The organism is Serratia sp. CC22-02, assembly GCF_900182895.1.
Classification (GTDB): domain Bacteria; phylum Pseudomonadota; class Gammaproteobacteria; order Enterobacterales; family Enterobacteriaceae; genus Serratia; species Serratia nevei.
Genome location: NZ_FXUD01000003.1, coordinates 145,199 through 157,567, shown reverse-complemented (window position 1 = coordinate 157,567; position 12,369 = coordinate 145,199). Strand labels below are relative to the sequence as shown.

Below are 12,369 nucleotides of genomic sequence, written 5' to 3'. Positions count from 1 at the left end.
GAAACATGAAATACGCACTGGGGCCGGTACTCTACTACTGGCCGAAAAACGACATCGCGGCGTTCTATCAGCAGGCGGCGGAGAGCAGCGCCGACATCATTTACCTCGGCGAGAGCGTCTGCACCAAGCGGCGCGAGATGAAGGTCGGCGATTGGCTGGCGCTGGCGCGCGAAATCGCCCGCAGCGGCAAGCAGGTGGTGATCTCCACGCTGGCGCTGTTGCAGGCGCCATCCGAGCTGAATGAGCTGAAACGCTATGTGGAGAACGGCGAGTTCCTGTTTGAAGCCAACGATCTGGGCGCGGTGAACATGGCGGCGGAGCGCGGTCTGCCGTTTGTCGCCGGCCATGCGCTGAACTGCTACAACGCCTATACCCTGCGCCTGCTGCGCCGCCAGGGCATGATGCGCTGGTGCATGCCGGTCGAGCTGTCGCGCGACTGGCTGGCCAACCTGCTGACGCAGTGCGACGAGCTGGGGTTCCGCCACGACTTCGAGGTGGAGGTGCTGAGCTACGGCCACCTGCCGCTGGCCTACTCGGCGCGCTGCTTCACCGCCCGCTCGGAGAACCGCGGCAAGGACGAGTGCGAAACCTGCTGCATCAAGTATCCGCAGGGCCGCATGATGCGTTCGCAGGAGCAACAGCAGGTGTTCGTGCTCAACGGCATCCAGACCATGAGCGGCTACTGCTACAACCTCGGCAACGAGCTGCCGAGCATGCAAGGACTGGTAGACATCGTGCGGCTGTCGCCGCAGGGCGCCGAGACGCTGGCGCAAATCGATGCCTTCCGCGCCAACGAACGCGGCGAGCAGCCGCTGACCTTGACCGACCATGCCGACTGCAACGGCTACTGGCGCCGCGTGGCCGGGTTGGAGTTGGTGGGGTGATCCTCGCTCCCCTCCTCACGGAGGGGAGTTTTCAATCAACTCGCCCGCCGCTTCCTGAACATCCCGCGCAGCGCCACGCTGTTGCGCAAGAAGCCGACGCCGAAGCCCAGCAGGGTGTAGACCACGCCGAGCACCAGCATCATCATCACGTCGCCCCACACTTCGTTCAGCGACAGCCCCATCTGGTTGACGCCGGCGATCGCCTTGGTGCCCCAGGTGGAGGGAATGCTGTACGAGATGGCGCGCACCCAGGCCGGCATCGACTGCAACGGCCAGATGGTGCCGGACAGGTAGAAGATCGGCGTGGTGATGAACGCCAGCGTCAGGTAGATCATTTCGACGCTGCGTAGGCACTCGGTCACCAGCTTGCCCAGCCCCAGTACCGCCAGCAGGAACGGGAAGGTCAGCAGCAGCAGTTCGGCGATGTTCGCCGTCTGCCGATAGCCCAATACCCACGGCCACAGCACGAACAGCACGATAGACAGGAACAGCCAGATCGGCAGCAGCGCCGTCAGCCCACCGAGGTGCGCCGCCAGCGGCGCCTTGCCGCCGGGCATGCTCTTCATGGCGATGTTGACGCGGATACAGGCGATCAGCAGCGAGTGCTGCAGCAGCATCACCAGCAGGCCCGGGAAGATGATCGCCGCGAAGCTGATGCCGGGGTTAAACACGTCCAGCGTTTGCCCCAGTATCGGCGTCAGCAGTATCTGCGCCTGCCGTTCGCTGAAGCCGCTGCGCAGCAGCAGCCCGTTGTTGTACTCCGTCAGCAGCTGCTGGTAGGCCGCCACCACGTCCTGTTGGATCTGGCCGTTGGCCAGGCGGTTGGTGGCATCGCCGTACACCGGCACCACGATGTTCTGCCCGCTGAGGATCTTCTTCTCCAGATCCACCGGCATGATGATCACCGCAAACAGCTTGCGCCAGCCGAGATCGCGCTGCGCCTGTTCCAGGCTGTCGTAGGTTTCAATCGCTATCTTGGAGGTGGCGTCCAGCTGACGGATCAGCTTCCGGCTGGCAGTGCTGTGGTCCTGATCGACCACCCCCACCGGCAGATCCCACACCGTGCGGTTGGCGTACACCATGCTCATGATGCACAGCGACAGGATCAGCATCAGCCACACCGGCCGCTCCAGCATGCCGAGCAGCACCTTAACGAAGGTTTGCCAATAGAGCTTCATCCGGCGTTCCCCTCTTTTTCCAGCCGCGCCGGCAGGCGATTACGCACCAGCAGCGCGGCCACCAGCGGGTAGACCGCCAGCAGCGCACACACGCTGAAGATGGCGCTGGCGTGCACCTGCCGCAGGAACACGTCGAACATGGCGTACAGCGCGTGGGTCAGCGGTTCGATGTTGGAAATGATGCGCGCCGGCAGCGGCATCGACAGCTCAGGCACCGCCATGCCGGAGAAGGTCATCGCGATACTGACCAAAATACCGATCAGGCTGTAGGCGGTGATGGTGCTGCCGGTAAAGGTGTACAGCAGCAGGCCGATGCTCTGCGCCGCCATCACGTAAAACAGGCCGATCATCAGCATAAACAGCGGGTTGCCGCTGACGCGGGCGTCAAAGATGCCCACCAGCGCCGCGATCTCCACCATCAGCAGGGTGGTGAAACACAGCGTGTAAGGCGCCAGCTTGCCGAGCAGCGCCAGGCTGAACGGCTTGGCCTGCAGCAGCGATTTGCTGCGCGCCAGCACGTAGATCATGCAGGTCACCACGAACAGCTGCAGCAGGTGAATGGTGGCGGCGAACTGCTGATAATAGATATAGCTGCCGCTGGCGTTGAACAGGCTGCCGTAAGAGAGCGTCACGTCCGCCAGCGGCGGCAGCGATTTGCCCATCTCGGTGGCGATGATGCTGCGGGTGCTGGCGTTGATTTCGTTCATCAGGCCGCCGAAGTCCTGAGTGGAGTACAGCCCGGCGCCGTAGAACAACGCGTTGTAGTACATCACCACGCTCGGCTGCTTGCCCGACAGCGCGTTGGCCTCAAAGTCCGGCGGGATGTACAGCAACGCGTAATCCTGCGCGCTGCGCAGGCGGTTCAGCGACTCCGGCAGCCCGCCGCCGTAGGCCTCGACGTGGGCGTGCGACCCGGCGTCCAACCGCCGCGTCAGCGACTTGGACAGCGGGCTGTGATCGCTGTCCACCACCGAGACCGGCAGATCGAGCAGCGTGCCTTCGGAGAAGTTGCTGCTGATCAGCCCAAACAGGATCAGCGGAAAGATCCAGCTCAGCCAGTGCACCACCGGGCTGCGAAAGGCGACGCGGCACTCTTTATCGAACGCGTGACTGAAGCAGCGCCAGCCGGCCCTTACTCTTTCCATTGCCATAAGGTGCTCATCCCCGGACGCAGGCCGTCCACCGGCTGTGACGGATACAGGCGCACTTCGAAGGTTTTCAGGTCGAAGTCGCCGGTGGCGCGGGTGGCGCGTTTGGTGGCGTAATCCCCCAGCGGCGCGATGTAGCGCACCTCGGTGTCGATCATTTTGTCCTTCAGCGCCGGCACCCGCAGCTTGACCTTGTCGCCTTTGCGCACGTGGGCCAGGATGTCTTCGCGCAGGTTAAACACGAAGTAGGCGTCCGGCACCCGGATCAGCGTCACCAGCGGGCTGCCGGCGTTCAGCAATTCGCCCACTTCGGCCGGGATCGGCCCCACTTCGCCGTCTACCGGCGCTTTCACCTGCAGATCGTCGCTCTGCGCCTGGATCTGCAGCAGGTTCTCTTCCGCCGCCCGCAGCGCCGCCGCGTATTGTTGCCGCAGCTCGACGCGGTCGCCGTTGATACCTTCGTCCAGGTTGGCCTTGGCCGCCTGCACCTGCTGGAAGGCGGTATCGCGCGACCGGCGCGAAGCGTCCAGCTCGGACTTCGAGATATAGCCCTTGCCGGACACGCTCAGGTTGCGGTTGTAGTCGTTTTGCGCGTTGCGGTACTGCGCCTCGGCCTGCGCCAGATTAGCGCGCAGGTTGCGGATGCTCTCTTCACGGGTGCCGTGCAGCGACTGATCGAGCTGCGCCTTGGCTTCGTCGCGCGTCGCCTGCGCGGAACGCAGCTGCGCCATCAGTTCGGGGCTGTCGAGCTGAATAATCAGCTGGCCGCTTTTCACGTCGTCGCCGCGTTCGATCAGGCGTTCAACCACCCGGCCTTTCGCTTTAGAAGCGACGATCACTTCGGGGGCGTCCACTTCACCCTGCAGTAACAGATCCTGATTATGCGCGCGGAACAGGATCGCCAATGCGATCGCCACCATCATCAGCAACAGGGTAAACAGCGTCTTTTTTTTCATTATATCGGCTCCCGGAACGGTAAGCGGCGGGCGGGGATCATCATTTCCATATCTCAAATTGCTCCAAAAAACACCATTGCTCTCATGAGGATATCACAAGCACATATCTCCTCTTTTATAACTATAAATTGGATTATGCTTTTAACACTAAAAAGCATCATTTTCGGCTTTTTGGTATGCAGACTCCTGCAATCGCCCTTTAAGCGATCCACTCTCTGATGGACGATGTCATGACTGAAAACACTGCCGTACCGCTGTCGGTACTGGATTTATCGCCAATCCCGCAAGGGGCCAAAGCGCGCGACGCTTTCCACTGTTCGCTGGATCTGGCACAGCACGCCGAACGCTGGGGTTACCGGCGCTACTGGCTGGCCGAGCACCACAACATGACCGGCATCGGCAGCGCCGCCACCTCGGTGCTGCTGGGCTATCTGGCCGCCGGCACCCAGAGCATTCGCCTCGGCTCCGGAGGCGTGATGCTGCCGAACCATGCGCCGCTGGTGATCGCCGAACAGTTCGGCACGCTGGAGTCGCTTTACCCAGGGCGCATTGACCTGGGGCTGGGCCGCGCGCCCGGCACCGATCAGCGCACCATGATGGCGTTGCGTCGCCATCTGTCCGGCGATGTGGATACCTTCCCGCGCGACGTGCAGGAGCTGCAAAACTACTTCTGCGACGCGCAGCCCGGCCAGCCGGTGCAGGCGGTGCCTGGCCAGGGGCTGCACGTGCCGCTCTGGCTGCTCGGCTCCAGCCTCTATAGCGCGCAGCTGGCGGCGCAGCTCGGCCTGCCGTTCGCCTTCGCCTCGCACTTCGCCCCGGATATGCTGTTCCAGGCGCTGCAGCTGTACCGCGAGAACTTCAAACCGTCCAAACAGCTGGCGCAGCCGCACGCCATGGTGTGCGTCAACGTGATCGCCGCTGAGAGCGATAGCGATGCGCGCTTCCTGTTCAGCTCGATGCAGCAGCAGTTCATCAATCTGCGCCGCGGTTCGCCCGGCCCGCTGCCACCGCCGGTGGATAACATCCACGCGCTGTGGACCGCCGGTGAGCAATACGGCGTCGAGCAGGCGCTGCGGATGTCGATCGTCGGCGATGAAAAAACCGTGCGTCACGGGTTGCAAACGCTGCTGCGTGAAACCGATGCCGACGAGATCATGGTCAACGGCCAGATTTTCGATCACCAGGCGCGGCTGCGTTCGTTCGAGATTGTTGCCGGAGTGCAAGGCGACATCGTGCAGGGATAAAACGCGAAAAGGCGGTGGGGAGCCCCACCGCCTCGGCGTTAACGCTGGATCAAATAGCGGATGGTCGGCCCGTCCTGCTGGATATCCAGCACCTTGTAGCCGTGGTTGCGCGCGTCGAGCGGAATGTTGTTGATCGACTGCGGGCAATCGCTGATCACCTCCAGGATTTCCCCTGGCTTCAGCTGCGGCATCGCCTCCAGCGTCGCCACCGCCGGGTACGGGCAAGGCTCGCCCAGCATGTCCAGCCGGTAGTCCGGCACTATCGTCGTCTCTTTCATGGCATGCTCCTCAAATTCACCACCTGCGCCTCAGGCCGGGCGCGGAAAAAGCGTTTCTCCCACCACAGCATGGCAGCGAAGGCCAGCGCCAGCAGCAGATAGGTCACCAGCAGGCCGCCGATCGGGCCGAAGGTATCGAGCAGGTTGATCTTGTCGTAGTCGGTCGCCAGCGCCGGCGCCAGATCGTCCCAGTAATAGGCCAGCAGCGTGGCGCCGATGATGTTGCCCAGCCCCACCCACCAGTAGTGCACCTGCCCTTCCACCGCGCGGTACATCCAGCCGGTCTCGCAACCGCCGGCCAGCACGATGCCGAAGCCGAACAGCAAGCCGCCCAGCACCGCATTCGGGCCGGCCCACATGATTTTCGGCGCCACGCCGAGCTGCACGTAGCTGAAGATGCCGATGGCGCTCACCGCCATGCCGATGATGATGGCTTTCGCCATGTGGGTGCGGCCGGTGATCCACAGATCGCGGAACGCCGAGGTGAAGCAGATCTGCGCGCGTTCGATCAGCAGACCGAAGCCGATGCCGAACAGCATGGCGATACCGAGCTTCGGCGCATCGAACAGCGTCCACAGCGACCAGGCCACCGCCAGGCCGAAGACCGCCATGCCCAACCGGAAGCGGCGGCGCGCCTGCTCAGGTTTCTGCGTCAGCGGCGCGGCGGCCTTCACCTTTTGCAATTTGACCGGGATGCGGAACATCGGCAGCAGCGTGAATTTGGCGCCGAAGTACGAACCCGCGGCGGTCGCCAGCGCGAAGAACCAGGCGTGCAGCGAGAACTGCGGAATACCGGTGAAAAACGCCGCCAGGTTGCAACCCATCGCCAGGCGCGCGCCGAAGCCGGCGATAATGCCGCCCAGCAGCGCCTGCACGATGCGAATGCGGTGCTGCGGCTGGCGCAGTTTGATGTTGTTGGCCCACAGCGCGGCGGCGATGCAGCCGGCGAACATACCGATGATCATGCGCCCGTCGATGCGCTCCAGCGGCGTGCCCTGCAGGCCGATAACCTTGAAATAGCCCCACTGCTCAGGGTGCAGGCCGAACCACTGCAGCACATGGCCGCCCCAGCGGGTGAACTCGCCGGTCACCGCCCAGAAGGTGCCGGTCATGCCGAAGTAGTAGGTAGAAAGGATCCCGGCGGCGATCACCGCCGGCAGCGGCGCCCAAAAGCGCACCAGGTATTGAGATTTGAACTGCTGCCAACTCATGGCATCTCCCGTGCATATCATCCGTAAGAAAAAACCTTATGAATGATACGCCATTCAGGGGCGTTTGACGGCAACTTTCAGGCATAAAAAAACCAGCCCGCAGGCTGGTTTTTCAGAGCGCTTCACCGCGAACGGTGAATCAGCGATTACGCGTCGCCGAAACGACGACGTGGTGCTGCCGGTGCGCCGTCATCACGGCGTGGGGCCGGCTTGCCGTCACGGTTGTAGTTACCGCCACGACGCTCGCCGCCGTTGCCGCCTTCACGACGTTCACCGAAGGAACGACGTGGGCCGCCTTCGCGACGTTCGCCGTTGAACGGACGACCGTTGCCACGACGCTCGCCGCCGTTGCCACCGTCACGACGCTCGCGACGTTCGAACGGCTGTGCATCGCCCAGCAGCTGCATGTTCATCGGCTTGTTCAGGATGCGGGTGCGAGTGAAGTGATTCAGGATCTCGCCCGGCATGCCTTTTGGCAGCTCGATGGTGGAGTGGGAAGCGAACAGCTTAATGTTACCGATGTAACGGCTGCTGATGTCGCCTTCGTTAGCGATAGCGCCAACGATGTGACGGACTTCTACGCCATCGTCACGGCCCACTTCGATGCGGTACAGCTGCATTTCGCCAACGTCACGACGTTCGCGACGCGGACGGTCGCCGTCACGGCTATCGCGGCTGTCGCGACGGTCACCGCGACGATCGTCACGGTCGTTGAACTCGCGGCGCTGGCGCGGCTTGAAGACCGGATCCGGCGGCAGGATCAGCGGACGTTCGCCCTGTGCCATTTTCAGCAGCGCTGCGGCCAGGGTTTCCATATCCAGCTCTTCTTCCGGCTGCAGTTTGGTCAGCAATGCGCGGTACAGATCCAGATCGCTGCTTTCCAGCTGCTGCTGAACTTTTGCGGCAAACTTGGCCAGACGACGCTCGCCCAGCAGTTCTGCGTTCGGCAGTTCCACTTCCGGGATGGTCAGCTTCATGGTGCGTTCAATGTTGCGCAGCAGGCGGCGTTCGCGGTTTTCCACGAACAGCAGCGCGCGGCCGGCGCGGCCCGCACGACCGGTACGGCCGATACGGTGAACGTAAGACTCGGAGTCCATCGGGATGTCGTAGTTGACAACCAGGCTGATGCGCTCAACGTCCAGGCCACGGGCCGCAACGTCGGTGGCGATCAGGATATCCAGACGACCGTCTTTCAGGCGCTCCAGGGTCTGCTCACGCAGCGCCTGGTTCATGTCGCCGTTCAGCGCGGCGCTGCTGTAACCGCTGCGCTCCAGCGCTTCGGCCACTTCCAGGGTCGCGTTCTTGGTACGAACGAAGATGATCGCCGCGTCAAAGTCTTCAGCTTCCAGGAAACGCACCAGCGCTTCGTTTTTACGCATGCCGTAGACCGACCAGTAGCTCTGGCTGATATCCGGACGGGTGGTCACGCTGGACTGGATGCGCACTTCCTGCGGCTCTTTCATGAAGCGGCGGGTGATGCGACGGATCGCTTCCGGCATGGTGGCGGAGAACAGCGCGGTCTGATGTTCAGCCGGGATCTCAGCCATGATGGTTTCTACGTCTTCGATAAAGCCCATGCGCAGCATTTCGTCGGCTTCATCCAGCACCAGACCGCTCAGGTTAGAGAGGTTCAGGGTGCCGCGCTTCAGGTGGTCCAGCAGGCGGCCTGGGGTACCCACAACGATTTGCGGGCCCTGGCGCAGAGCGCGCAGCTGCACGTCGTAACGCTGGCCGCCGTACAGGGCTACCACGTTGACGCCGTTCATGTGTTTGGAGAAATCGGTCATCGCTTCAGCAACCTGAACCGCCAGTTCGCGGGTCGGTGCCAGCACCAGGATCTGAGGTGCTTTCAGGTCTGCCTGCAGGTTGTGCAGCAGCGGCAGCGAGAACGCTGCAGTTTTACCACTACCGGTCTGTGCCATGCCCAGCACGTCGCGGCCGTTCAACAGGTGAGGAATACACTCAGCCTGGATCGGAGATGGTTTTTCATAGCCCAGATCGTTCAGGGCGGAAATGATTGGAGCAGACAGCCCCAGATCAGCAAAAGAGGTTTCAAACTCAGTCGTCATGTACACGTGCCTCATTAATAATGGCAGCCAGTCTACATAACTCGTCGAGAAAATTTTCAGTCATTTTCATTGAAAAGTGTGAACCGGCTCAAATTAGATTATAAAACGAACAAAAAAGCCCTCGCCCGTGAAGGCGATAACTTTGGTTAAAAACCAATGTCCATCAGGCTGATAGGTGTTCGTCAGCTATTGCTGGTCCGATTCCGATAGGTCGTCTTGCTCTTGGCCCAAAAGCGCCAATTCCAACAATGCATAGCGGTGCTCAACGAAGTTGTGAACGTTGTTAGACACCGTCAGTTTGAACAGCGCCGAAGCGGTGTCCTTGTCCCCCAGACTCAGGTAGTGTTTACCCAAATAGAAGTCAGTTTCACTGAGATGCTCAGCGAGCGAAGTGTTATCCGTTGCATCTGCCTTGAGGCGTTCCATCAGCGTTTTTTCGCTGATCTTGCCCAGGTAGAATTCGACAATATTCCATCCCCATTGCCCTCTGTCCGCTTTGTCATAGCGCTGCTGAAGCGCTACCTCGGCCTTCTTGGGATCGATTTCTCGCTCCACCAGATACAGCCATAACGAACGGAAGGGATCGTTTGGGTCGTCTTGATAAAACGCCTGCAGATCATCCTGCGCCAACGGGAAGCGGCCGCCATAATACAGTGCGATGCCCCGGTTTAAACGCGCGTAATTGTAAGTTGGATCAAGCTCTAGTACAGAATCAAACGCTTCATAGGCAGCATCAAAATTGCCTGCCTGCGTTAAGTAAATGCCCAGGTAGTTGAAAACTTCCGGCATGTCGGGACGTATCGCCAGCGCCTGCGAGAAATCATTGCGCGCTAATGCACGTAACCCGAGGCTATCATACAGCACACCGCGCTCATATAAAAGCTGTGCGCGTTCGTCGTCCGTCAGTGCCCGGCTGGCAAGAATTTGTTCCATGCGCGCCAGGATCACTTCCTGCTGCAACGTTGGCTGCAACGGGATTGCCAAAACTTCGTCTTTACGCCAATCATGGTTGCTGCATCCTGCCAGCATGAGTGCTGTCGCAACGTAACACCAGCGCAAGAAAGGCTTCATTTCCCACTCCCGAAGACAAACATTGGATGAACGTCCTGTCCTCCGTTTGCTAATACGCGGGCATCCTACCCGCGCGATACGAACAGCTCCCAACCCCATGGCGGGGAGCTGTAAAACTATCTATACAGTTATTCTGCTTCAGGCGCAGGTGAACCCGCTTCCGGCGCCATCGCTTCTTTGATGCTCAGACGCACGCGGCCCTGACGGTCAACTTCCAGTACCTTAACCGGCACTTCCTGACCCATCTGCAGATAGTCGGTCACTTTCTCGACGCGCTTGTCGGCGATCTGAGAAATGTGTACCAGACCTTCTTTACCACCGCCGATGGCGACGAACGCGCCGAAATCAACGATACGGGTCACTTTACCCTGATAGATACGGCCCACTTCGATCTCTGCCGTGATCTCTTCGATACGACGGATAGCGAATTTCGCTTTCTCACCGTCGGTCGCAGCGATTTTAACTGTACCATCATCTTCGATTTCGATGGTAGTGCCAGTCTCTTCGGTCAGTGCGCGGATAACGGAACCGCCCTTACCGATCACGTCTTTGATTTTATCCGGGTTGATGCGGATAGTATGAATACGCGGTGCGAATTCGGAGATATCGCCGCGCGGGGTGCTGATAGCCTGTTCCATCACGCCCAGGATGTGCAGACGCGCGCCCTTGGCCTGGTTCAGAGCCACCTGCATGATTTCGCGGGTGATGCCTTCGATTTTGATGTCCATCTGCAGCGCGGTGATACCGTCGCGGCTACCGGCCACTTTGAAGTCCATGTCGCCCAGGTGATCTTCGTCACCCAGAATGTCGGACAGAACCACAAAGTTATCGGCTTCTTTCACCAGGCCCATCGCGATACCCGCAACGGCAGCCTTGATTGGCACACCGGCGTCCATCAGCGCCAGAGACGCGCCGCACACGGAAGCCATGGAAGAAGAACCGTTGGATTCGGTGATTTCAGACACCACGCGAACGGTGTACGGGAAATCTTCTGGTTTAGGCATCATAGCCAATACGCCGCGTTTCGCCAGGCGACCGTGACCGATTTCACGACGCTTAGGTGAACCGACCATGCCGGTTTCGCCCACGGAGTACGGAGGGAAGTTGTAGTGGAACAGGAAGCTGTCGGTCTTTTCGCCCATCAGCTCGTCCAGGTTCTGTGCGTCGCGCGCGGTGCCCAGGGTCGCGGTAACCAGCGCCTGAGTTTCACCACGGGTGAACAGCGCGGAACCGTGGGTGCGCGGCAGTACGCCGGTGCGCACGTCCAGGCCACGGATCATGTCTTTTTCACGGCCGTCGATACGCGGCTCGCCACGCAGTACGCGGCTACGCACCACGTTTTTCTCGACGTTGCCCAGGATGTCTTGAATTTCAGAGGCATCCAGAGTCTCGTCCTGCGCCAGCAGGGTTTCAACGACGCTGTCTTTGATCGCGTCAACCTGAGCGTAGCGCTCTTGTTTTTCGGTGATGTGGTAAGCGTCGCCCAGGCGAGCTTCGGCCAGTTCGGCCACGCGCGCGTGCAGCGCTTCGTTGACCGCAGGCGCCTGCCAATCCCACTTCGGCTTGCCGGCTTCGGCAACCAGCGCGTTGATGTTTTCGATAACCACTTGCTGTTGGTCGTGGCCGAACACCACGGCGCCCAGCATCTGGTCTTCGCTCAGCACGTCCGCTTCGGATTCAACCATCAGCACCGCACCCGCAGTACCGGCAACCACCAGATCCAGACGGCTTTCTTTCAGTTCGTCAGTCGTTGGGTTCAGTACGTACTGGTCGTTGATGTAACCTACGCGCGCTGCGCCGATTGGGCCGTTGAACGGGATACCGGACAGGCTCAGGGCCGCGGAAGCACCGATCATCGCGACGATGTCCGGGTTCACCTGCGGGTTAACGGAAACCACGGTCGCGATCACCTGAACTTCGTTCAGGAAGCTGTCCGGGAACAGTGGGCGGATCGGACGGTCAATCAGACGGGAAGTCAGCGTCTCGCCTTCGCTCGGACGGCCTTCGCGACGGAAGAAGCTACCCGGGATACGGCCGGCGGCGTAGGTACGCTCTTGGTAGTTAACGGTCAGCGGGAAGAAGCTCTGGCCCGGCTTGGCTTTTTTCTGGCCAACGACGGTAACGAATACGGCGGTGTCATCCATGCTCACCATAACGGCGGCAGTGGCCTGACGAGCCATCATACCGGTTTCGATGGTGACGGTATGCTGGCCATACTGGAATTTGCGAATGATCGGTGTCAGCAAAATTATATCCTTGATTAGCGGCGCGCAATCGCATTGACGACTCGACACGCCTGTGACTCGATTTGCCTTCTCACTACATCCTCG

At 60.7% G+C, this 12,369-nt stretch carries 11 protein-coding genes; 2 read left to right on the top strand and 9 right to left on the bottom strand.

All coding sequences use genetic code 11. The annotated features are described in order from the left end of the window. Nucleotides 1–5 precede the first annotated feature (5 nt). Nucleotides 6–884 (top strand): U32 family peptidase, encoded by an 879-nt coding sequence (locus QOL81_RS12685; protein ID WP_060440877.1) that lies wholly within the window; start codon nucleotides 6–8, stop codon nucleotides 882–884. A 35-nt stretch (nucleotides 885–919) separates the two neighbouring features. Here QOL81_RS12685 and QOL81_RS12680 read toward each other — a convergent pair whose 3' ends face one another. From QOL81_RS12680 to QOL81_RS12670, 3 genes are read right to left on the bottom strand one after another with little or no spacing between them, the layout of a single operon-like run. After that, nucleotides 920–2,062, bottom strand: coding sequence for an ABC transporter permease (locus QOL81_RS12680; protein WP_060421950.1), 1,143 nt, complete (start codon nucleotides 2,060–2,062; stop codon nucleotides 920–922). Beyond that, nucleotides 2,059–3,213: an ABC transporter permease gene (locus QOL81_RS12675; RefSeq protein WP_049201576.1), complete on the bottom strand. Its 1,155-nt coding sequence runs from the start codon at nucleotides 3,211–3,213 to the stop codon at nucleotides 2,059–2,061. Before QOL81_RS12675 ends, QOL81_RS12680 begins: the two co-directional genes overlap by 4 nt. Continuing rightward, on the bottom strand, nucleotides 3,195–4,166 hold the full coding sequence (locus QOL81_RS12670) for an HlyD family secretion protein (RefSeq protein WP_060440881.1): 972 nt from the start codon (nucleotides 4,164–4,166) through the stop codon (nucleotides 3,195–3,197). The genes QOL81_RS12675 and QOL81_RS12670 overlap by 19 nt, the downstream gene beginning before the upstream one ends. A 230-nt stretch (nucleotides 4,167–4,396) precedes the next feature. On the opposite strand from QOL81_RS12670, the gene QOL81_RS12665 reads away from it, so the two are divergent. Next, nucleotides 4,397–5,410 carry a luciferase-like monooxygenase gene (locus QOL81_RS12665; protein ID WP_187181543.1) on the top strand — a complete coding sequence of 338 codons (1,014 nt, stop codon included), beginning with the start codon at nucleotides 4,397–4,399 and terminating at the stop codon, nucleotides 5,408–5,410. Between the two features lie 38 nt (nucleotides 5,411–5,448). On the opposite strand, the gene yedF is transcribed toward QOL81_RS12665, so the two are convergent. The 6 genes from yedF to pnp form a co-directional block, all read right to left on the bottom strand. Then, a complete protein-coding gene (gene yedF, locus QOL81_RS12660; RefSeq protein WP_004933486.1) occupies nucleotides 5,449–5,688 on the bottom strand; it encodes a sulfurtransferase-like selenium metabolism protein YedF in 240 nt (79 codons plus the stop codon). Continuing rightward, on the bottom strand, nucleotides 5,685–6,899 hold the full coding sequence (gene yedE / locus QOL81_RS12655; protein WP_016929320.1) for a selenium metabolism membrane protein YedE/FdhT: 1,215 nt from the start codon (nucleotides 6,897–6,899) through the stop codon (nucleotides 5,685–5,687). Before yedE ends, yedF begins: the two co-directional genes overlap by 4 nt. Nucleotides 6,900–7,045: 146 nt before the next feature. Beyond that, nucleotides 7,046–8,968, bottom strand: a complete 1,923-nt coding sequence (locus tag QOL81_RS12650; protein WP_033641661.1) for a DEAD/DEAH family ATP-dependent RNA helicase — start codon at nucleotides 8,966–8,968, stop codon at nucleotides 7,046–7,048. Beyond that, on the bottom strand, nucleotides 8,958–9,032 hold the full coding sequence (yrbN, locus tag QOL81_RS25805) for a protein YrbN (protein WP_223182019.1): 75 nt from the start codon (nucleotides 9,030–9,032) through the stop codon (nucleotides 8,958–8,960). Before yrbN ends, QOL81_RS12650 begins: the two co-directional genes overlap by 11 nt. A 122-nt stretch (nucleotides 9,033–9,154) precedes the next feature. After that, nucleotides 9,155–10,039, bottom strand: coding sequence for a lipoprotein NlpI (gene nlpI / locus QOL81_RS12645; RefSeq protein WP_004933495.1), 885 nt, complete (start codon nucleotides 10,037–10,039; stop codon nucleotides 9,155–9,157). A 128-nt stretch (nucleotides 10,040–10,167) separates the two neighbouring features. After that, nucleotides 10,168–12,285 (bottom strand): polyribonucleotide nucleotidyltransferase, encoded by a 2,118-nt coding sequence (pnp, locus tag QOL81_RS12640; protein WP_047729246.1) that lies wholly within the window; start codon nucleotides 12,283–12,285, stop codon nucleotides 10,168–10,170. Nucleotides 12,286–12,369: the final 84 nt, after the last annotated feature.